At 37.0% G+C, this 21,659-nt stretch carries 19 protein-coding genes and 1 other annotated feature; of the genes, 16 read left to right on the top strand and 3 right to left on the bottom strand.

All coding sequences use genetic code 11. The annotated features are described in order from the left end of the window. Positions 1-184: 184 nt before the first annotated feature. On the bottom strand, positions 185-670 hold the full coding sequence (locus tag OEV82_RS00120; protein WP_173658030.1) for a LiaI-LiaF-like domain-containing protein: 486 nt from the start codon (positions 668-670) through the stop codon (positions 185-187). 234 nt (positions 671-904) lie between these two features. On the opposite strand from OEV82_RS00120, the gene hemA reads away from it, so the two are divergent. The 8 genes from hemA (at position 905) to ysxE (ending at position 9,940) form a co-directional block, all read left to right on the top strand. Beyond that, positions 905-2,251, top strand: coding sequence for a glutamyl-tRNA reductase (gene hemA, locus OEV82_RS00125; protein ID WP_263060619.1), 1,347 nt, complete (start codon positions 905-907; stop codon positions 2,249-2,251). Positions 2,252-2,283: 32 nt separating this feature from the next. Further along, entirely contained in the window at positions 2,284-3,108 is an 825-nt protein-coding gene (ccsA, locus tag OEV82_RS00130) for a cytochrome c biogenesis protein CcsA (protein WP_173658028.1), read from the top strand. Positions 3,109-3,162: 54 nt separating this feature from the next. Beyond that, a complete protein-coding gene (gene hemC, locus OEV82_RS00135) occupies positions 3,163-4,107 on the top strand; it encodes a hydroxymethylbilane synthase (RefSeq protein WP_263060620.1) in 945 nt (314 codons plus the stop codon). A 36-nt stretch (positions 4,108-4,143) separates the two neighbouring features. After that, positions 4,144-4,920, top strand: coding sequence for a uroporphyrinogen-III synthase (locus OEV82_RS00140; protein ID WP_263060621.1), 777 nt, complete (start codon positions 4,144-4,146; stop codon positions 4,918-4,920). Between the two features lie 20 nt (positions 4,921-4,940). Beyond that, positions 4,941-5,921 (top strand): porphobilinogen synthase, encoded by a 981-nt coding sequence (gene hemB / locus OEV82_RS00145; RefSeq protein ID WP_263060622.1) that lies wholly within the window; start codon positions 4,941-4,943, stop codon positions 5,919-5,921. A 33-nt stretch (positions 5,922-5,954) separates the two neighbouring features. Next, on the top strand, positions 5,955-7,244 hold the full coding sequence (hemL, locus tag OEV82_RS00150) for a glutamate-1-semialdehyde 2,1-aminomutase (protein ID WP_173658024.1): 1,290 nt from the start codon (positions 5,955-5,957) through the stop codon (positions 7,242-7,244). Between the two features lie 247 nt (positions 7,245-7,491). Next, positions 7,492-8,805, top strand: a complete 1,314-nt coding sequence (locus OEV82_RS00155; RefSeq protein WP_263060623.1) for a LysM peptidoglycan-binding domain-containing protein — start codon at positions 7,492-7,494, stop codon at positions 8,803-8,805. Positions 8,806-8,905: 100 nt separating this feature from the next. Beyond that, positions 8,906-9,940: a spore coat protein YsxE gene (gene ysxE, locus OEV82_RS00160; protein ID WP_173658022.1), complete on the top strand. Its 1,035-nt coding sequence runs from the start codon at positions 8,906-8,908 to the stop codon at positions 9,938-9,940. Positions 9,941-9,981: 41 nt separating this feature from the next. Here the strand turns inward: ysxE and OEV82_RS00165 are convergent, their stop codons facing one another. After that, positions 9,982-10,173, bottom strand: coding sequence for a hypothetical protein (locus tag OEV82_RS00165; protein WP_173658021.1), 192 nt, complete (start codon positions 10,171-10,173; stop codon positions 9,982-9,984). Between the two features lie 226 nt (positions 10,174-10,399). Then, positions 10,400-10,657: a binding site (T-box leader), on the top strand. Between the two features lie 84 nt (positions 10,658-10,741). Between OEV82_RS00165 and OEV82_RS00170 the strand changes: the two genes are divergently transcribed. The 4 genes from OEV82_RS00170 to OEV82_RS00185 all read left to right on the top strand — a co-directional run bounded on the left by OEV82_RS00170 (position 10,742) and on the right by OEV82_RS00185 (position 16,344). Further along, positions 10,742-13,387, top strand: a complete 2,646-nt coding sequence (locus OEV82_RS00170; RefSeq protein WP_263060625.1) for a valine--tRNA ligase — start codon at positions 10,742-10,744, stop codon at positions 13,385-13,387. Between the two features lie 251 nt (positions 13,388-13,638). Further along, complete coding sequence (locus OEV82_RS00175) at positions 13,639-14,946, top strand: bifunctional folylpolyglutamate synthase/dihydrofolate synthase (RefSeq protein ID WP_263060626.1); 1,308 nt, start codon at positions 13,639-13,641, stop codon at positions 14,944-14,946. A 399-nt stretch (positions 14,947-15,345) separates the two neighbouring features. Then, positions 15,346-15,570: a type 4a pilus biogenesis protein PilO gene (gene pilO / locus OEV82_RS00180; protein WP_263060627.1), complete on the top strand. Its 225-nt coding sequence runs from the start codon at positions 15,346-15,348 to the stop codon at positions 15,568-15,570. Between the two features lie 15 nt (positions 15,571-15,585). Continuing rightward, positions 15,586-16,344 carry a prepilin peptidase gene (locus OEV82_RS00185; RefSeq protein ID WP_263060628.1) on the top strand — a complete coding sequence of 253 codons (759 nt, stop codon included), beginning with the start codon at positions 15,586-15,588 and terminating at the stop codon, positions 16,342-16,344. Positions 16,345-16,440: 96 nt separating this feature from the next. Here OEV82_RS00185 and OEV82_RS00190 read toward each other — a convergent pair whose 3' ends face one another. After that, complete coding sequence (locus tag OEV82_RS00190; RefSeq protein WP_173661626.1) at positions 16,441-17,406, bottom strand: NERD domain-containing protein; 966 nt, start codon at positions 17,404-17,406, stop codon at positions 16,441-16,443. Positions 17,407-17,753: 347 nt separating this feature from the next. On the opposite strand from OEV82_RS00190, the gene OEV82_RS00195 reads away from it, so the two are divergent. The 4 genes from OEV82_RS00195 (at position 17,754) to OEV82_RS00210 (ending at position 21,656) form a co-directional block, all read left to right on the top strand. Beyond that, positions 17,754-18,719, top strand: coding sequence for an SPOR domain-containing protein (locus OEV82_RS00195; RefSeq protein WP_263060629.1), 966 nt, complete (start codon positions 17,754-17,756; stop codon positions 18,717-18,719). Positions 18,720-18,922: 203 nt separating this feature from the next. Then, positions 18,923-19,501 carry a Maf family protein gene (locus OEV82_RS00200; RefSeq protein WP_173658530.1) on the top strand — a complete coding sequence of 193 codons (579 nt, stop codon included), beginning with the start codon at positions 18,923-18,925 and terminating at the stop codon, positions 19,499-19,501. Positions 19,502-19,758: 257 nt separating this feature from the next. Continuing rightward, complete coding sequence (gene radC / locus OEV82_RS00205) at positions 19,759-20,433, top strand: RadC family protein (protein ID WP_263060630.1); 675 nt, start codon at positions 19,759-19,761, stop codon at positions 20,431-20,433. 203 nt (positions 20,434-20,636) lie between these two features. Beyond that, a complete protein-coding gene (locus tag OEV82_RS00210; protein ID WP_173658529.1) occupies positions 20,637-21,656 on the top strand; it encodes a rod shape-determining protein in 1,020 nt (339 codons plus the stop codon). The last annotated feature ends 3 nt before the right edge of the window (positions 21,657-21,659 follow it).

Below are 21,659 nucleotides of genomic sequence, written 5' to 3' on the forward strand. Positions count from 1 at the left end.
TGAAGGGAGAGTTGGCGATGCGAATCCAGTGGGAACAGCAATCGTTTTTGTGCTAAAAAGGTAAGCGCCAGGCACGCGAGCTGAAGACCCGTAAAGGCGAAGTTGATGTCGCCGTGCCACCGGACGCGCGTTCGCCACCGTACCATCCATCAATCTAAGAATCAGACTTTCTGGACTGTCCCTTTTACTTTCTCTTGAAAAAGAATAAGTACGCTCCTGCGATGACTAAAATGATCGGCCATAATGAAGTGAATTGTAAACGTTTATCTTCAATGATTCCGATCCATTGGATATATTTGTCATAAAATAGTTGAATCAGAGCCAGAATAAGAAAAAGCCAAAAATAAAATAAGCCATTTCTTGTTTTTTGGTACCGTAAAAAGTATCCGAGAGCAATGAATAAAATAATGCCACCGATGTGGTCTAATTGAATATGTACATTTTGTATTAAATGGAAATGGACGCCTAATCCTAAAAACAAAATACCGGGTACAATCATTTCAAAATCATTTCCCGAATAGGCTTGTATTAAAAAGGCGAGGCCAACAATGAGCAGAATGGTCGGCCACGTAAAGAATTGAGAACTGATTTGGATATTCGTCTGCTGCAGGAAAAAATACAGGCCAAATCCAATTAATACGATACTTGGAAATAGATTTTGTTTTCTCATTTGTACAAATCACCTTCATATTACTTGAACAATTTTGCTCGGTTTGATAGCCTAAAAATAAAGTAATTTATAATAATTATAAAGTAGTAATACTTATAAATGGGAATGAAATTTATGATTCAAGGATGAACTTATCGTAACATAAATTTCAGTTTCTGTTCACATTTATGACTAAATTTGTCACTGTTACATGTTACAATTTTTATATGAGTCAGTTTCTTTGGAGGGAAAGAAATGCATCTACTAGTGGTCGGGTTAAACAATAAAACAGCTCCAGTGGAAATTCGTGAACGCCTGTCTTTTCCAGAGTCACAATTAGGTGATGCCATGGAATTGTTAAAGAAAAGAAAAAGTATTCTCGAAAATGTAATTGTTTCAACTTGTAATCGTACGGAAGTTTATGCGGTGGTTGACCAATTACACACTGGTAAATATTATATTAAACAATTTTTAGCTGAATGGTTTGCAATCGATCGGTCTGAATTCGAAAAACATTTATTTATATATGAGAACAATCAAGTTGTTCAGCATTTATTTAAAGTTGCTTGTGGATTAGATTCAATGATTATCGGGGAAACCCAAATTTTAGGACAAGTTCGGTCTAGTTTTTTACTAGCGCAAAAGCGTGAAGCAATTGGTACGATCTTTAACCGATTATTTAAAGAAGCGGTCACGGTTGCAAAAAAGGCTCACACCGAAACAGATATTGGGGCAAATGCAGTATCGGTAAGTTATGCCGCGGTTGAACTTGCGAAAAAGATTTTCGGGGATCTGAAAGGGAAACAAGTGGCAATTATCGGCGCGGGAAAAATGGGAAAGCTTGCCATCCAAAATTTACAAGGTAGCGGTGTTGAAAAAATTGCTGTTGTAAATCGCACCTTTGAAAAAGCCCAAACAATGGCTGATGAATTTAATGGTACAGCTTATTCCTTTGAAAATATGACAGATGTATTATGTCAATCTGATATTGTGATTTCATCAACGGGTGCAAGTCAATATGTTATTACGAAATCCATGATGAAAACGGTAGAAAAAGAACGGAACGGAAAACCGATTTTCCTAGTGGATATTGCTGTGCCTAGAGATATTGATCCATCAATTCATGAACTAGATGGTATGTTCTTATACGATATTGACGATCTAGAAGGCGTTGTTGAAGCCAATATGCAAGAACGTCAAAAAGCAGCAGAAACGATTCAACAATATATTCATGAAGCGGAAGCAGATTTTCAAGAGTGGTTAAATACGCTAGGAGTTATCCCGCTAATTTCTTCATTACGTGAAAAGGCATTGAATATTCAAGCCGATGTCATGACTAGTCTTGAAAGAAAATTACCAGATTTGTCAGAACGAGAGAGAAAAGTGATTCGTAAACATATGAAATCCATCATTAATCAAATGTTAAAAGACCCTATCCTACAAATAAAAGAATTAGCTGCGGAACCGAATGGCCATGAGGCATTACATTATTTTGAACAAATCTTTAATTTAGCAGATCAAGAAAATGGAAAGAAAGCTGAAAAAACTGAATCTGTTACACGCAATGAGCCAAAGCCATCGCCAACGTTGCAAATGAATTAGGAAATGGATACTTGTGAAAGAGGTTTTCGCCTATGACAGAATATTTATTGGCGAGAATGCAAGAGGGAATGGTTCTTCTTTACGCATTTTCTCTCATCTTTTTTTATATGGATTTTCTGTTGAATAACCGGAAGGCAAAGAAAGCTGCCTTCTGGTTGCTTTATGTAATATGGCTTGTGCAAACCATTTTAGTTGTAGACTTTTATATACGTACAGCGCGCTTACCTTTATTAAGTCTAGAACAAGGTCTATATTTTTATAGTTGGCTTTTGATCACGTTTTCGATTTTAATTAACCGATATTGGAAAGTTGAGTTTATTGCTTTCTTTACGAACCTTTTAGGGTTTATTATTGTCGTGATTTATACGTTCGCCCCGTTTCAGTGGGAGGAAAGTGCGGTGAGTGCACGATTAATTTCTGAACTCTTAATCATCCATATCGTTATAACAATATTTGCCTACGTAATTTTTTCATTGTCTTGTATTTTTTCTCTCTTATATCTTCTTCAATATCAATTATTGAAGAAGAAAAGGTGGGGAAAGCGGTTGATTCGAATTAACGATTTATCAAAATTAGAACAATATGCCTATTTATTAAATAGTATCGGATTGCCCACTTTTTCGGTCGGTATTATATTAGGGTTACAATGGGCATTTATAAAAATTCCGACGTTGCATATCTTTGATGCGAAAATCATCGGTTCATTTTTCATTGTTTTTATATACAGTATGCTCGTTTATTTTAGATTAAGGAAAAATATGGCTGGAAAAAGATTGGCTTTCTATAATATTTCCGCTTTTTTGGTCGTTTTAATAAACTTTTTCTTGTCTGGAAACTTTTCCACATTTCATTTTTGATGGCTTAGAGGAATGGATTTTTAATAAAATTTGGAGATTTAACTGGAGGTTATTATGCGAAAAATTGTTGTCGGTTCAAGACGTAGTAAGTTGGCAATGACACAAACAAAATGGGTTATTGAACAATTGAAGAAGTTAGGAGCGCCCTTTGAATTTGAAGTGAAAGAAATTGTGACAAAAGGTGATCAAATTTTAGATGTGACGTTATCTAAAGTAGGTGGAAAAGGTTTATTTGTAAAAGAAATTGAACATGAGATGCTGACGAAAAAAATTGATATGGCTGTACATAGTATGAAGGATATGCCTGGTATTTTACCGGAAGGGTTAACGATTGGGTGTATTCCTGAGCGAGAAGATCCAAGAGATGTGCTCATTTCAAAAAGCCATAAAGGACTAGATGAATTGCCAAAAGGGGCCATTGTTGGAACGAGTAGTTTAAGGAGAAAGGCGCAAATTCTAAAAAGACGACCTGACCTACAAGTCAAATGGATCCGGGGAAATATTGATACACGACTAAGAAAATTACAAACGGAAGATTATGATGCGATTATTTTAGCGGCTGCCGGACTATCACGTATGGGATGGTCACAAGAGATTGTGACAGAATTTTTAGATCCGAATGTTTGTATCCCTGCTGTAGGTCAAGGTGCCCTGGCAATTGAGTGTCGTGAAGATGATGCCGAGTTACTTGAATGGCTGGAAAAGTTAACGGATCAAAAGACAGCCCTTGCTGTGCGAGCTGAACGTGCCTTTTTAAATAAAATGGAAGGTAGTTGTAAGGTTCCAGTCGGTGGTTATGCAACCGTAAAAGATGGCGAAAAAGTTGAATTAACCGCCTTTGTAGCATCAACTGACGGTAAAGAAATATTAAAAGAAACGATAGCTGGCGCAAACCCTGAAGAAGTTGGTAACACTGCAGGAGATCAGTTAATTGAACGCGGTGCTAAAGATATAATTGAAGAGATCTTAAAAGAGTTAGAAGAAGAAGGGCATCATTAAAATTTTACCACGTGTGTGATAATGGGAGATGAAAAGATGCGAGAAAGTACCCTTGCTCTTTCGGGAAAAAAATGTTTAATCATGCGTCAAGCTGATGAGTCCCATCCACTGGTAACAGGTGTGAAAAAATTAGGCGGGATCCCAACAGTCGTTCCGTTAATTGCTTTTCGAAAACAAGAGTTGAGCAATGAGGAAGTTGAAGCGATTAAAACAATACATACATTTCATTGGATTGTTTTTACGAGTCAAAATGGTGTACATTTTTTTATGAAAGCTTTACAAGAAATGGCTATTCCCTTCCCGCGTACGTTGAAAGTAGCTGCTGTTGGCAAAAAAACGAAACGTAAATTGGATGAATGTAACATTACAGTTGATTTTACTCCACATAAATTTACGGGTGATCATTTGGCTGAAGCCTTGCGTGAACGTGTTTCACAGGATGAACGAATTTTAATTGTAAAAGGGAATTTGGCCCGAGATGCTGTTGGACAAGCTTTGCAGTCACTTGGTTGCGACGTTGATGAAGTGATCATTTATGAAACGTATTTTCCTGAGGAAAGTCACTCGCGGCTTGTTCAAGTCATGGAAAAGGAAAATGTCGATGTACTCATTTTTACAAGTCCATCGACAGTCGAAAATTTTGTGCACATTGCTGGTCAACATTTGCCGCGATACATTGAAGGAAAGGTCTTAGCTTCCATTGGGCCCGTAACGGAAAAGGCAATGCGAAAATATGGAATGCCAATCCATGTTTGTCCTGAAATTTATACAATGGATGAACTGTTAAACGAATTGGCGCTTTATTTTAAATGAACGATTTTGGAGGGAAAAAGATGAAGGATTTACAATTTAAAAGACATCGTAGATTGCGTCAGTCTGCATTTATGCGTGACCTTGTTCGTGAATACCATGTGTCAACCGATGATTTAATTTATCCGTTATTTATTGTTGAAGGTGCAGAAAAACTTCGTAACCCAATCTCTTCAATGCCAGGTGTCGAACAAATTTCACTCGATTTATTACCGGCTGAAATCGATGAACTGTTACAGTTAGGCATTAAAGCGGTGCTATTGTTCGGTGTACCAAATGAAAAGGATGCCGTCGGTTCAGGCGCGTACCATACCCATGGCATTATTCAAGAAGCAACTAGAGTAATTAAACAATATGCTCCAGAAATGTTAGTGATAGCCGACACTTGCCTTTGTGAATACACCGATCATGGTCACTGTGGCGTCATTTCTAATGGTGATGTATTAAATGATGAATCATTAGAATTGCTTGTGAAAACCGCTGTTCGTCAGGCTGAAGCAGGTGCAGATATTATCGCCCCTTCTAATATGATGGATGGCTTTGTCACAGCCATTCGCCATGGTTTAGATGAAGCTGGTTTTCATCATGTACCGATTATGTCTTATGCAGTAAAATATGCTTCTGCCTTTTATGGACCGTTCCGTGAAGCTGCCGATAGTGCACCTCAGTTCGGTGATCGGAAAACGTATCAAATGGACCCGGCAAATCGACGTGAAGCTTTACGCGAAGCAGCATCCGATATCGAAGAAGGTGCAGACTTTTTAATTGTTAAACCAAGCATGGTTTATCTTGATGTGTTAAGCGATGTTCGCAGAGAATTTAATGTTCCCGTTGTTGCTTATCATGTCAGCGGTGAGTTTTCTATGGTAAAAGCAGCTGCTCAAAATGGTTGGATAGATGAAAAACAAATTGTTTTGGAAACCCATACGGCTTTTAAACGAGCAGGTGCTGATTTAATCATTACTTATTTTGCGAAAGATATTGCAAGATGGTTGCGTGGTTAATTTTTAAAAAATAACAAAGAGAGGTTGTCGGAAATGCGTTCTTTTGAAAAATCAAAACAGGCCTATACTGAAGCAGTTGAACTGATGCCAGGGGGCGTGAACAGCCCGGTTCGTGCCTTTAAATCTGTCGGCATGAATCCCATTTTTATGGACCATGGGAAAGGATCAAAAATTTATGATATCGATGGCAATGAATATATCGATTACGTTTTATCATGGGGTCCACTTATTTTAGGTCATGCCCATGATGGCGTTGTCGAAGCGTTGAAAAAAGTAACAGAACTCGGAACAAGTTTCGGTGCACCGACATTGATTGAAAATAAATTAGCCGAGTTAGTTATGGAGCGTGTACCATCCATAGAGATGATTCGGATGGTGAACTCTGGTACGGAAGCAACTATGGCAGCACTTCGCCTTGCTCGTGGCTATACAGGTCGTGAGATTATTGTGAAGTTTGAGGGTTGCTATCATGGTCACGGAGATTCCTTATTAATCAAAGCAGGTTCCGGTGTTGCAACATTAGGACTGCCGGATAGTCCTGGTGTACCAGAGGGGATTGCCAAAAATACGATTACTGTGCCTTATAATGATTTAGAAAGTATCAAAACGGCCTTCGAAAATTTTGGCGATAACATTGCAGGAGTGATCGTGGAACCAATTGCAGGAAATATGGGCGTCGTCCCACCACAACCGGGATTTTTAGAAGGACTGCGTGAAATTACAGAACAATATGGTGCCCTCCTTATTTTTGATGAAGTGATGACTGGTTTCCGTGCGCATTACAATTGTGCCCAAGGGCTACTTAATGTGAAGCCTGATCTTACTACTTTAGGAAAAGTCATTGGCGGCGGTCTACCTGTTGGTGCTTACGGTGGTAAACGTGAAATCATGGAAAAAATTGCTCCGGCTGGTCCAGTTTATCAAGCAGGTACATTATCAGGGAATCCACTCGCAATGACAGCAGGCTATGAAACTTTGCGTCGCTTAACACCAGAGGATTATGACGAATTTAACCGAAAAGCGGATATGTTAGAAAAAGGGTTCAAAGAAGCTGCAGCCAAATACGATATTCCATTAACGGTCAATCGTTGTGGTTCGATGTTTGGATTCTTCTTTACAAATGAACATGTAGTGGATTATGAATCAGTGCAAACGAGTGATCTCGATATGTTTGCCAAATATTATCGAGAAATGGTTGAACAAGGTATATTTCTCCCTCCTTCTCAATTTGAAGGAACATTCCTATCAACCGCTCATAGTGATGAAGACATTCAAAAAACAATCGAAGCGGTTGAAAAAGCTTTTGCTAAAATTAAAGGTTAATTTGATTGAGTTTTGTCTGCCTAGGCAATCTGTAGCTTAGGCAGATTTTTTTGTTAAGTTATGAATGTTGAAAGAATGGCACTGATAAGAAGAAAATTTTAAAATAAATGACACTCCCCACCAATTCTGCAAAAGCTACATCACCAAGTTACACTTAAGTAGCATAATTCCTTTATTTTTCTCATACATATTATTGATACGTATAGACAAATTGTCTGTTAAAGGTTTAAGAGAGGAGGAAGGAGTATTGAGTGAACACAATCAGCCATCGGCAATAAAGTTTTCACTAGAAGAAACAGTTTGGTTTCGTAAGGGAGAAGAAATTGAAGAACTCGTTAGTTTATCATTAGAACCAGATGTGACCATTCATGATTTAGATCAGTTTATATCCGTTCGCGGCTCCTTAAAAATGTATGGTGAATATAAAAAGAATAAAGGTGTGCAACGGGAAGAAGATTCGTTTTCATATTCCGGTAAAAAATTTGTTACGGTTGTTGAATCAAGAGAAGAAGGGATTTCAGAATTTCATTATGATTTCCCTGTTGATATAACCGTTCCTAAATCTCGAGTAAAAAATATCGAAGAATTGGATGTCATCATCGACATGTTTGATTATGATACGAAAGATCATAATTGTTTAACGGTCACAACTGATGTATCCATTATCGGTGTCGAATCAGACGAAGCTACGATATATAATCGGGAAAATCTGATAGAGCGTGAAGGTGAGGAGAAAGGACATGACGATGTAAAAACACCTGAGATAAACAATCAACTTTTTGCCTACAATGAAGTCCCGACACTTGATTTGGATGATGAAGAGGAAGAAGAAGACACCTTTGTTGTCGAAGCGAAGAAAGAACGCACTGAGGAGGACAAGAATACACCTATCCCAATTCAATATATGCCCCCTACGAACCATAATATGTTTAGCGAGTATACCACATCAAATGAAGATAACCAATCCGAGGCGAATAATCGAAACGTGAATGAAACAGCGGACGAAAAAAGTAAAGCACACGATGAAGAGTTACAATTAGTTGAATATGTCCAATCAGATTCTACTGATGACCATGAGTCCGTACGTGGGAATGTTCAAGAAAAAGAAGTTTCAGAGAAAAAGCAAGACGATCAGAAAGTAACCTATTTAAAAATTGATAAACACAAAGATGAACAAGAGGTACACAGAGTTTCAAGTGAGCATGAAGAAACGGATTCCAATGATCAACCCATTGAAATCGTCAATCTACAAACATCAGATGATGAACAACGACTGTCTGAAGAAGAATCTGAGGATAAAAATATAAAACTTCATTCTCATACAGAAAGAGAGGAAAAGGAATCCATATCGCTGACACAATTTTTTGCTAGAAAAGATGAAAACTCAGTCGCAAAAATGAAGATTTATATCGTTCAGGAAGACGATACGTTAGAAGATATCGCTGAACGCTATGAAGTGTCCGTTTCACAAATTTTACGATTTAATAGTTTAGAACCACATCAAGATGCTTATGAAGGTCAAATTTTATATATACCTGAAACACAAAAATCGCATCATTAAGAGGTCCAAAATGAAATATAGCTACGATTGGAAACGGGTTTTTTACCCGTTTTTTGTCTTATATTGAAAAAATGAGTCAGGCATTTTGGGAGGTGAATGAATGGAGCAAAGGAAAATCGAAGAGCTACACTCTGTTTTACGAGAATATAATGTCATTCCTGATCATATTGAACCTTATGGCAAAGCATATCGAGTCTACCATGGAGATAAGAGTTATGCGTTAAAGGAAATGGATGCTCGAAACAGTATCAATTTTTACAATACCTTTCAAATCCTTTTTACGAAAGGGTTCCAACGCTTTGTGCCGTTATATCCGACTAAACATTATCAATATGGGGTCATGCGCCAACATAAATTGTATTATCTTGCACCATGGATTGAAAGTAATCAAGAGGAAAAAATCGAAAATGAAAAAAAGATGTTTCGCGAATTAGCGAGGCTACACCATATGACAGCACAAGAAATGAAAGTAGAAAAAGAAGTCATTGAAGAGCATTTTGAACGAACAAATCTACAGTGGCAAAAGGAACGTGAAGTACTCGATCTTTGGATTGAGCAGGCCGAACAAAAGTGGTATATGTCCCCATTTGAATGGGAATTTGTCCAATATTACAATGAATTCCGAAAGGCATATGAGTATGCCTTAAGAAAATTAGAAGATTGGAAACAGAAAATGTTAGAAGAAAAAAAGATGCGTTCTGTCCTTGTTCATGGAAAGTTACAACCGGATCATTATATTGTGGATCATAACGGTTATGGGTATTTTATTAACTTTGAAAATAGTCATATCGGTTCTTCCTTTCAAGATCTGTTGCCATATTTATCAAGAACATTAAATACGTATCCGAAACAATGTGACGAATGTATTGACTGGATTTACACTTACATGAGGAATAATCCATTACATGAAACTGAAAAGCTGTTATTAAAAAGTTATTTGGCTCATCCCGGTTTTATTTTTCATTTATTACAAAAATACACGACGCGAACGGCCGCAAATCATGAATTAAAAATGACAAAACGGATTCAAAAAAGTTACTGGCGATTGAAAAATATCGAATATGTCATCAGCAGGATGGAACAATTGGATCAACAACAAAAGCAAGCAAGTGAGCAAACACAAGGTGAGCATTAATTGTATAAAAACATGCGGAGGAAATGGGTGTTCCTCCGCCATCATATTATATCCATATAATAAGCTGCACAGATGAGTAGAAATACAAGTAATAGAATAACATCAAAGGTTGTAGGTAAAATTAAAGTCCGAATTCCTTGGAAAATTGTAAACGGGATAATGAGTTGTCTTCCAATTTCACGTATCGTTTTTAACCAAGGTGGCAATAAATATGGGTTATACTTTTTCCTCATGATCCTCCCCCTCTTAATGCCTAGCTTTGTAGTTATAAAAGAGCTAATTTATATTATTGTATGTAAAAAGATTGGGAAGTTGTTTATTTTTCCTAAATGTTGTCTATTAGTCAAACAGGAACGTTCACCCCATGAAAGAAAAATTAGGTATATTTTATTAAATTTAGGCCGATAATGATTGACGAAACATGAATTTTATATATAAAATAAGATATAAATTATATAAGCAGATGCCATGATTGGGAGGAGTACAATAGCTCGCTATTTCTAGAGAGGGAAACAGTTTGGTGGAAGTTTCCTAAATAGCACTATTGGAAGGTCGCCCATGAGCAGTTATTGTGAAGTTTCTAGTAGCAATGAACCGGGAAAACCGTTATCCAATTGAGAGCCAGATGCAGCTTCTCTATATTTCATATTGAGAAGATGTCGTTTTTTGCATCTGTGAATAAAGGTGGTACCGCGAACAACTCCATTCGTCCTTTAACGAGTGGGGTTTTTTTATTTTTAACGAACATCTTTAAACGGAAACAATCATTTGCAACTGTATAATAAATTAGGAGGTTTTTTAATGAGTGAAGAACAAATATCGATGCCGACAAAATATGATCCGAAGTCGGTTGAACAAGGTCGTTATGATTGGTGGGTGAATGGTAAGTTTTTCGAAGCGAAAGATGACGAATCAAAACAACCATATTCCATCGTGATCCCACCACCAAACGTTACAGGAAAACTTCATCTTGGTCATGCGTGGGATACAACGTTGCAAGATATTATTACACGTATGAAACGAATGCAAGGCTATGACGTATTGTGGCTACCAGGTATGGACCATGCCGGAATTGCAACACAAGCGAAAGTGGAACAAAAACTTCGTGAAGAAGGGAAATCTCGCCATGATTTAGGTCGAGAAAAATTCCTTGAAGAAGCATGGAAGTGGAAGGAAGAATATGCAGATCACATCCGAAAACAGTGGGCAAAACTTGGTCTTGCGCTGGATTACAGCCGCGAACGTTTTACGTTAGATGAAGGATTATCTAAAGCGGTGCGTAAAGTATTCGTTTCTCTTTATGAAAAAGGTTTAATTTACCGCGGTAAATATATTATTAACTGGGATCCGGTAGCAAAAACGGCTTTGTCTGACATTGAAGTTATTTATAAAGAGATTCCTGGCGCTTTTTATCATATGCGCTATCCGTTAAAAGATGGTTCTGGCTATATTCAAATTGCGACAACACGTCCAGAAACAATGCTTGGTGATACAGCGGTTGCTGTTCATCCAAAAGATGAACGTTATCAACACTTGATTGGTAAAACGGTTATATTACCAATTGTTAACCGAGAAATTCCAATTATTGCTGATGAATATGTGGATATGGAATTTGGAACAGGAGCGGTGAAAATTACACCTGCCCATGATCCAAACGACTTTGAAGTAGGGAATCGTCATAACTTAGAGCAAATTGTCGTGATGAATGAAGATGCGACAATGAATGAAAATGCGGGTAAATATCAAGGTATGGATCGTTTCGAATGTCGGAAGCAACTTGTAAAAGACTTGCAAGAAGCGGGCGTCCTCGTTGAGATTGAAGAAATGGTTCACTCTGTCGGCCACTCCGAACGTACCGATGCCATTGTCGAACCTTATTTATCGACTCAATGGTTTGTCAAAATGGAACCATTAGCGAAAGCAGCCCTTGATATTCAAAAATCTGAAGACACAAAGGTACATTTTGTACCAAGTCGTTTTGAAAAAGAATATATTAACTGGATGGAAGGTTTACATGACTGGTGTATTTCCCGTCAACTATGGTGGGGACATCAAATTCCAGCTTGGTATCATAAAGAAACAGGTGAAATTTATGTTGGTGTCGAAGCACCAAAAGATATTGAAAACTGGGAACAAGATGAAGATGTACTTGATACGTGGTTCTCATCTGCATTATGGCCATTTTCAACAATGGGTTGGCCAGAAGAAACCGCTGATTTAAAACGTTACTATCCAACCAACACATTAGTAACAGGTTATGACATTATTAAGTTCTGGGTTTCTCGGATGATTTTCCAAGGTGTGGAGTTTACCGGAACACGACCATTCAAAGATGTTTTAATCCACGGTTTAGTTCGTGATGCACAAGGACGGAAGATGAGTAAATCCCTAGGTAACGGGGTAGACCCAATGGATGTCATCGATCAATACGGAGCAGATTCCTTACGTTACTTCTTAGCAACCGGTTCAGCTCCAGGTCAAGATTTACGTTACAGCACAGAAAAAGTTGAAAGTGTATGGAACTTCATTAATAAAATTTGGAACGCATCACGTTTTGCATTAATGAACATGAATGGCTTGAAATATGAGGAAATTGATTTATCTGGTGAAAAATCGGTTGCCGACAAATGGATTTTAACACGTTTAAACGAAACGATTGAAACGGTGACCAAACTAGCAGAGAAATATGAATTTGGTGAAGTTGGTCGTGCGCTATATAACTTTATTTGGGATGACTTCTGTGACTGGTACATTGAAATGGCGAAACTTCCATTATACGGTGATGATGAACAGGCGAAATTAACGACTCGCTCCATTTTAGCCTACGTGTTAGACAACACCATGCGCTTGTTACATCCATTTATGCCTTTTGTGACAGAAGAAATTTGGCAAAATCTTCCTCATGAAGGGGAGTCCATTACAACGGCACCATGGCCAACAGTAAACGAGGCATATACCGATAAAGAAGCTTCTGCACAAATGAAATTGCTCGTTGAAATTATTCGTTCCGTACGAAATATTCGTGCAGAAGTAAATACGCCTTTAAGTAAGAAAATTAAAATGATCATTAGTGCTCATGATGACAATACTTTACAAACATTAAAAATGAATCAGTCGTACATTGAGCGCTTCTGTAATCCAGAAACACTTCAAATCGCATTAAATGTGGATTCACCTGAAAAAGCAATGACTGCGGTTGTATCGGGTGCGGAAATTTATTTACCGCTCGAAGGGTTAATTGATATTGAAGAAGAAATCGCACGTTTAGAAAAAGAACTGGAAAAGCTGAATAAAGAAGTGGAGCGTGTTGAGAAAAAATTAAGCAATGAAAACTTTGTTTCGAAAGCACCAAAAGCGGTTGTCGAAGCAGAGCGTGAAAAACAAAAAGACTACTTAGAAAAACGCTCCATTGTTCAAACAAGACTTGAAGAAATAAAAGCATTATAATAAAAAGGAATGTTTAGACATTCCACCTTCTAAATAGTAGCTAAGTTTTGGTGGCGGATCACTTTTTGCGAGGTGGCTTGAGCTTCCTTAACGTTCAAGCACGTTTACGTAGATCGACCATAGATTTGTGCTGAAAGCCGCCGCCTCTACTTTCATTTCCATTGGCGATCACTCACATCGCCTTCTTTTTTAGTTTTTATAGTTCTTTTGATAAAGGAATACAAAATATACAACAAAAGGGGATGCACCACATGTTTCAAACGAGTGAAGATGTAATAAAATGGGTCCATGATCGAAAAAAATTTGGGATTAAACCTGGTTTGGAACGCATGGAATGGATGATGGAGAAATTAGATCACCCAGAACGTCGGCTAAGGGCTGTACATATTGGTGGAACGAATGGAAAAGGTTCGACCATTGCCTTTCTACGTTCAATTTTACAAGAAGGCGGTTCTGAAGTCGGTACGTTTACTTCACCGTACGTTGAATCTTTTCATGAACGGATTAGTGTGGATGGTGTACCAATTTCAGATGAAGACTTAATAAAAGTAGCAGAAGTGATTAAACCGTTAGCGGAACAATTGGAAACCACAGATTTAGGTGCGCCAACCGAATTTGAAATTATGACAGCAATGGCCTTTTATTATTTCGCACGGATTCACCCTGTCGATATATTGCTTGTGGAAGTTGGACTAGGTGGTCGACTCGATTCAACCAATATCATCCATCCATTTGTTTCTGTTATTACATCGATCGGCTATGATCATATGAATATTTTAGGTGACAATTTAATGGATATCGCGATGGAGAAGGCGGGGATTTTTAAAAGCGGTCAACCAGTTATTACCGGTGTTCGTAACAAAGAGATTCTTGAAAAATATGAAGAGATTGTCAAAGAAAACCGGACAGCCCTTTATAAGCTAGGTGAAGAGTTTACATATGAAGACTTAGGACCGACAGAAGACGGTGGCGAAGCGTTTACTGTAAAAACGCTTTATAAAACGTATGAAAACCTAGAAATATCCATGACAGGTCGCCATCAAATTGAAAATGCAACATTGGCTGTCATGATTGCAGAATATTTGCGACAATTTTATGCGATTTATCTTGAAGAAGAACATATTCGTGAAGGATTAAAAAAGGCATACTGGCCAGCTCGTTTTGAAGTTGTGTCACAAAAACCAACAATCATTTTAGATAGTGCCCATAATAAAGAAGGCATTGATAGTTTAGTAGAAACTGTAAACCGTCATTATCCAGATAAAAAAGGTACGATTCTTTTTACGGCATTAAAGGATAAGCCGTTTTCTAACATGATTCAAGCCCTTGAAAAACTAGGTTATCCCATCTACTTTACCGAAATTGATGATGCGCGAGCGGCCACAGCGGAAGCACTATTCGAAACAGCTCGTACCGATCAAAAAGAAATTGTTACGGATTGGAAAGGCTTTTTATCTAAAAAAATATCAAGCCAACCTGAGGATGAACTGATCATTGTTTGCGGCTCCATCTACTTTGTTTCTGAAGTTAAATCCGTTCTTAAGCAATTATTGCACTAGAAAAAAGAGGCGAAAAATCGCCTCTTTTTTCCTCTTTGAATGTCAAAGTCTTGAGTATCCCTATACTTAAATCATAGATTGAGAGACTGATTGTTATTCTTTATACATGTTATAATTTTCAACAAAACACACTATTCTATTTTTCGCTCAATAATCCTAGGATGAATATTAATAATAACAGGTTGTAATCCCATTAAATGTTTATACTTATCAAGAAATTTTGATCATAGGCTATTTTCAAATGTGATTGATTTGAAATATTTTTATAGCCGTTTAAAATAGTAATTATGAAGATAGAAATTGCTGATCAAGTGATGATACAAATTCTAAAAACAAGGGAGAAACAACAGAATCTCCTCTGTCTGATGTTGCAGAAAGTCTGCCAATGAATGTTAATTAATGACCGTTAATTTAAAGGTTGTCTCACCGAATTTTGAGCAATTTGAACGATTTTTACATGAAGTTGAAAAGTTGGAACGAATAACAAGAATTGATACATTGTCTTTTCGTCAGCCTGGTGAGGAAGAATTATTGAACATAGATAATGAAGATAACACGATTACAACGGACATTCAAATAACGACGTTTTATTATGATGAAAATGAAACCAGTACCGAAGAATAGAAAAGGGAATGATTTATGGATGTAGTTCATCTCATGTTATTTTTTTTGTTAGGTTTAATTTTCGGGTCATTTTTTAATGTTGTCGGTTTGCGAATCCCGAAAAAAGAGTCAATCGTATATCCGAATTCCCATTGTCCAAGCTGTCAACATGAGCTATCTTGGTTTGAAAATATCCCTGTATTATCATATATCATTTTAAAAGGGAAATGTCGTCATTGTAAAACGCACATTTCCCCCATTTATCCTGTCGTGGAACTTGTGACCGGTTTCCTGTACGCTTTTACATTTTATAAACTTGGTTTTCAAATGGAATTAGCAATTGGTTTATTACTTGCCTCTCTTCTAGTTATAATTACGGTTTCCGACTGGGTATATATGCTTATTCCTAACAGAGTTCTCTTGTTTTTCCTTGTGTTTATCGTCGGATTGCGCATAGTTGAACCGTTGGATCCTTGGTGGGACATATTGCTCGGTGCTGCCGTCGGATTCGGTATATTATACTTGTTGGCAGTTGTAAGTAAAGGCGGCATGGGCGGTGGTGATATCAAGCTCTTTTTCGTTCTTGGACTTTTCTTAGGAACCAAAGCCACAGTCATGACATTGTTTCTCGCTTCTATAATTGGGGCGATCTTTGGCTTCATTCAAATTATATTGAAAGGATACGAGAAACGCAGACCGATTCCCTTCGGACCATTTATAGCGATCGGGGCAATTCTTGCGTATTTTTATACAGATGAGATGATTAATTGGTATATTGAAATGTTCATATATTAAATTTATAGGCTATTCTTTAACAAGATAATGACTTGTTACGAATAGCCTTTTTTATGTATATTGAGTTCTCTAAAACACTTAAAACTTCTTTTAGTTTTATTTTATTTGTATAACATATTTGCGGCCTTTATTTTTTCCAATGGCTTGGTAATCGGCTTTCTTCAGTAAATAAAACATGGTATGTTCTGAACGGATGTTTAAAAAGTCACGAGCTTGTTGGTTTGTTATTTCTTTAGAAACTAAGTAATAATAATCATTTAAACTTTGCAAATAGTTATTTTCACCAACATAATGACAATTTTTACAAATCCATTTTTTCCCATCTTTCTGCATCGGGATGGCTGAACAGACGGGGCAATGAATCCCTTTCATTAGATCGTTATATTGAACATGATATTTTTTCTCAATGTCAATTTCATAAGGAGTATGGGAATCTTTTAAAAGAGTAGCAAGAAGTTTTACATCACTAGATTTTAGAATTCGTTTAGTTGAGGAATTTGATAATTCAAAAATCTTTGGAACAAGATTAGATCCTGAAATGATTTTGTTATAAATATTCGGATCAGGAGAATCAGTTTTAATTAAAGTGGTTGGGGAACTGAATACAACGTAGGAATATATCGGAATATTAGAATAATGATGTTCAAAAAGCCAATTTTGAAGTAATAATTGCTGCCTTTCCACCTGATTAATCGGATTTTGTAATACTTCTTCTTGATTTTCGGTTTTAATGAGCTGTAGTTGATTGAATTTATTAAAGTACACTTTTCCAACATAATTTTTCACTTCTATTATCAAGATAAATTTTACCGATAATAAAATATAATCGATTTGAAAAAAGCCTGTTGTATCTTTTATCCGTATATTATATAAAATATAGTATTGCCCTTGTGGAAGTTGTTTTAATAAGTAATACACTTCTTTTTCTCCATATAAACCCGCCATTGATAAATTGTAGTCCTTCAAAATCCTCGGTTTAAATTTGTGAGATGATTTAACCCGTCGATTTAAAGCAATCAGTTGATTTGCATCAAAAGGGGTCGTAAATGGTTTTATAAACATAAAAAACCTCCTCTTTTTTAGTATAGTCTAATATATTTTATAGGTAAATTCTACTATTTTTCATGTGATATTTTGATAGTATGTAGGATTTAAGGAATATCCGTAGTAAAACGCGTGAAATCCGTAGTATCCCACGTTAAATCCGCAGCACCTCGTCCCAAATCGTTTTTTGTCGAACACCTTTTCATTTCAACGACAAATCTCACGGTATTTTTCATTTTGAATGTGATAGCATGAAAAAAACGTGCATAGAATGAAATATAGAAGTACAAGCCTTGCTAAGTTTTGTCGCATACGAGCCGTTACATATCGTTGTAATAGATAAGCAGTATACAGGGGGAATGAAAATGGGTACGGAACGAAACAATAAAATCAAAATAAAGATAAATGGGGATGAAAAAGCGTTACAAGAGAAAAAAGATATCGTTGTTCATGATTGGAAAGCAAAGCGTGAAGTGGCAGCAGCGGAGGAAAAGACAGCGAATATACGGACTTCATTTGATATTCTTAAGAAGAAACCTAAGAGAAAATCAGTCATTCGTAAAAGTAGAACGAAAATCTTTGCCAATTCAAAAGGGGAAAAGTACTCACTCTTGATTCTAACCATTTCAACCATCTCAGCCATCATTATCGGTGTGTTGATTGGAATCATTATTTTAAACTTAATGGTAAAAGATAGCGACGGGGACAATACGAGTTCCTCCATCTCAGCAAATGGAGAAGTTGTAACGGGGAACGAGAGTGTGTTATTGCCGTCTTCTGACCTATATATCCTCCAACAAGGCGTATATCAAAACGAAGATTCTGTCTTGCAACTCGAAGCTGAGTTTAAGGATAAAGGGTTACCCTTTGCCTATGTAAAGGATGGAGAGAAATACAGAGTTTTTGTAGCGGTGACCGATGGAACGGAATCGGGAAAACAGTTGAAGGAATCGGCCTTTTTTAAAGAAAATTTTTCTGAGGTGTATCCGACGGCGGTAAAAGTCCAAGAAAAGAGCATCGCAAATTTAACTGAAGATGAGAAAAAATTGCTAGAATTAGCTTACCCATTATATGAAAAACTAGTAAAAGAAAGTAGTTCAGCGGTAATACAAGGTGATGGCTATTCTGTGCCGAAAGATTTTGTACAGGCAGAAATGGAGAAAATGAAAGGTTTGAAGGATATTCAACAAAAACCGATTCAGGATTTACAGCAATCCTTATTGCACGCCTATGATGAGTTAATAGGCTTTTTTCAATCGAAGAAAAATGACCAATGGATAAGCGTGCAAAATCATCTCTTATCCTTTGTCGCCAACTATTTTATGATGTAAAATGAAAAAAGTTTATTTTTTATCAAAATTTAATTTTTGAAGACAAAAACGTCAAATTCGCGCGTTTTTTTACAAAAAATGAGTCGAAAATTGAAAAAAATGTAATCGAAAAGTAAATTTTATGTCGTTGTGTGGTAGTAGTTGGAATGATAGTATATATGTGTGTATCTCCCCTGATACATAAAGACAGGCAGGTGAAAAAAATGGCACGCCTCATTTTAGCTTCATCATCACCACGAAGGAAAGAAATCCTCAAACAAGTCCAGCCACAATTTGACATCATTACGAGGGAAGTAGATGAGACGGTGGAAGCGTTACTTGCACCTGAGGAACAAGTTATGACATTAGCGATACGGAAGGCAGAAGCTGTTGCCAAAGACAATGTGGATGCGTATGTCATTGGCGCAGATACCCTCGTTTTTTATCAAGACGAAGCTTTAGGTAAACCGAAAAGTTATGATGAAGCGAAGCAAATGTTAACCTTGCTTTCGGGGAATACCCATTTCGTTTATACGGGAACATGCATTTTTCATGAAAATAAAAAACAAGTTTTTTATGAAAAGACAAAAGTCACATTTTGGGAATTGACAGAAAAAGAAATCGAGGATTATATTCGTACAGGGGAGCCGTTTGATAAAGCTGGTAGCTATGGCATTCAAGGCTATGGGGCAACTTTAGTAAAAGAAATCCATGGTGATTATTTTTCCGTTGTCGGTCTACCCATTGCGAAACTTTATCGAACACTTACACAAATGGGATTTACCTTTGCAATCAATAAGTAAGAGCTACCTGTAAAAAATGAGATAAATATAAAAAGAAAACCAGGTCGAAAGTCTCCAATCATTTGGCACAGGTGCTCGAAGTTAGAAGTTGATAAAATAATGACCATCTGAAAAAGGGTTAAAAACATGTAACCAATAATAGAAAGAGTTAGTCCAAATATCAGGGAGGAAACAAATGCTCTAGCAGCCGAATTTTTAGTTTCAATTTACGGCTCTTCCTTGTAAAATAGAGGGAGGAGATTGAATCGACTAAGCATTTGTTACTAAAAGATTTCCCAAAGGACGAACGACCAAGGGAACGATTTATTAAATTAGGTCCGCAAAACCTGTCTAATCAAGAACTCATAGCCATTATCCTCAGAACAGGTACGAAGGCCGAATCGGTCATCCAACTTGCTCAAAGGTTAATAAAAGAGTTTGAAGGGTTGCGGATGCTAAAGGATGCAACGTTAGAAGAATTAACGAAAATAAAAGGGATCGGCAAAGCGAAAGCAATTCAATTATTGGCTGCTGTTGAATTGGGAAGAAGAATCAATAGCCTTACGAATGAGGAACGCTATGCAATTCGTTCACCAGAAGACGGAGCCAATTATGTCATGGACGAGATGCGTTTCCTAAATCAAGAACATTTTGTCTGCCTTTACCTTAACACAAAAAATCAAGTCATTCATAAACAAACGATTTTTATTGGGAGTTTGAATGCATCGATTGTCCATCCGCGTGAAGTCTTTCGTGAAGCCTTTCGCAGATCTGCAGCATCCATTATTTGCTTACACAATCACCCATCGGGGGATCCAACGCCGAGTAGGGAAGATATTGAAGTTACGAGAAGATTAAAAGAATGTGGAAGAATGATAGGAATTGAAATTCTTGATCATATCATCATCGGTGATAAAAAATATGTAAGTTTAAAAGAAAAAGGTTACTTATAATACTATTATTTTTTTGCATTATGAGCTATAATAATACGTATGATTTTTTATGATTTTGGTTTAATATTGAATTCAACCGTAAGATTAAAATGAAAAACAAAAAATAGTCAATAAAATGACTACATTTGACAAACGATAAAAACGTGCTAATAAACTACACGATTTGAATTTTATAGATTGTATCAGAAAGGGAGATACTTACCATGTTTGGATTTGGTTCAAAAGACTTAGGAATTGACTTAGGAACAGCGAATACACTTGTTTACATCCGCGGAAAAGGTGTTGTTTTAAGAGAACCTTCCGTGGTCGCTTATCAAACAGATACAAAACAAATTGTTGCGGTCGGTAATGATGCGAAAAATATGATTGGTCGTACACCTGGTAATGTTGTTGCCATGCGTCCAATGAAAGACGGTGTTATTGCAGATTATGATACGACAGCAAAAATGATGAAATATTTCATTAATCAAGCAGCAAAAGTGAAAGGTAGCAGTTTTGGCCGTAAACCTTATGTAATGGTTTGTGTACCTTCGGGAATTACTGCTGTTGAAGAGCGAGCAGTAATTGATGCAACACGTCAAGCTGGTGCTCGTGATGCATATACAATTGAGGAGCCTTTTGCGGCTGCAATCGGTGCTGATTTACCTGTTTGGGAACCAACAGGTAGTATGGTCGTAGATGTTGGTGGAGGTACGACAGAAGTTGCGATTATTTCTCTAGGAGGAATTGTAACAAGTCAGTCGATCCGTGTTGCTGGTGATGATATGGATGATGCGATCATTACGTATATTCGTAAAAATTATAACTTAATGATCGGGGACCGTACAGCAGAAGCGATCAAGGTGGAAATTGGTTCTGCCGGTATGCCTGAAGGCATTGACAATATGGAAATCCGAGGCAGAGATTTATTAACTGGACTTCCAAAAACAATTGAAATTACACCTGAAGAAATTTCCAATGCATTGAAAGATACGGTAGAATCTATTGTAGATGCCGTTAAAAATACGTTAGAAAAAACACCACCTGAACTTGCTGCCGATATTATGGACCGTGGAATCGTTTTAACAGGTGGAGGTGCCTTGTTAAGAAATCTAGACCGTGTAATTGCTGAAGAAACCAATATGCCAGTTTTAATCGCAGAAAATCCTCTAGATTGTGTGGCGATTGGAACAGGAAAAGCGTTAGACCATATCGATTTATTTAAAAAGGTGAACGGTAAGTAACGA

Origin of the sequence: Pallidibacillus thermolactis, from assembly GCF_025660415.1 — a bacterium.
In the GTDB taxonomy this organism is placed as follows: domain Bacteria; phylum Bacillota; class Bacilli; order Bacillales; family Caldibacillaceae; genus Pallidibacillus; species Pallidibacillus thermolactis.

Coding starts and splice junctions, on each gene's coding strand:
- OEV82_RS00140 (WP_263060621.1), top strand. CDS start 4,144: ATGCGAGAAAGTACCCTTGCTCTTTCGGGAAAAAAATGTTTAATCATG.
- hemB (WP_263060622.1), top strand. CDS start 4,941: ATGAAGGATTTACAATTTAAAAGACATCGTAGATTGCGTCAGTCTGCA.
- OEV82_RS00195 (WP_263060629.1), top strand. CDS start 17,754: ATGGGTACGGAACGAAACAATAAAATCAAAATAAAGATAAATGGGGAT.
- OEV82_RS00200 (WP_173658530.1), top strand. CDS start 18,923: ATGGCACGCCTCATTTTAGCTTCATCATCACCACGAAGGAAAGAAATC.
- OEV82_RS00120 (WP_173658030.1), bottom strand. CDS start 670: ATGAGAAAACAAAATCTATTTCCAAGTATCGTATTAATTGGATTTGGC.
- hemA (WP_263060619.1), top strand. CDS start 905: ATGCATCTACTAGTGGTCGGGTTAAACAATAAAACAGCTCCAGTGGAA.
- OEV82_RS00170 (WP_263060625.1), top strand. CDS start 10,742: ATGAGTGAAGAACAAATATCGATGCCGACAAAATATGATCCGAAGTCG.
- pilO (WP_263060627.1), top strand. CDS start 15,346: ATGACCGTTAATTTAAAGGTTGTCTCACCGAATTTTGAGCAATTTGAA.
- OEV82_RS00165 (WP_173658021.1), bottom strand. CDS start 10,173: ATGAGGAAAAAGTATAACCCATATTTATTGCCACCTTGGTTAAAAACG.
- ccsA (WP_173658028.1), top strand. CDS start 2,284: ATGACAGAATATTTATTGGCGAGAATGCAAGAGGGAATGGTTCTTCTT.
- OEV82_RS00175 (WP_263060626.1), top strand. CDS start 13,639: ATGTTTCAAACGAGTGAAGATGTAATAAAATGGGTCCATGATCGAAAA.
- hemC (WP_263060620.1), top strand. CDS start 3,163: ATGCGAAAAATTGTTGTCGGTTCAAGACGTAGTAAGTTGGCAATGACA.
- OEV82_RS00210 (WP_173658529.1), top strand. CDS start 20,637: ATGTTTGGATTTGGTTCAAAAGACTTAGGAATTGACTTAGGAACAGCG.
- ysxE (WP_173658022.1), top strand. CDS start 8,906: ATGGAGCAAAGGAAAATCGAAGAGCTACACTCTGTTTTACGAGAATAT.
- hemL (WP_173658024.1), top strand. CDS start 5,955: ATGCGTTCTTTTGAAAAATCAAAACAGGCCTATACTGAAGCAGTTGAA.
- OEV82_RS00185 (WP_263060628.1), top strand. CDS start 15,586: ATGGATGTAGTTCATCTCATGTTATTTTTTTTGTTAGGTTTAATTTTC.
- OEV82_RS00190 (WP_173661626.1), bottom strand. CDS start 17,406: ATGTTTATAAAACCATTTACGACCCCTTTTGATGCAAATCAACTGATT.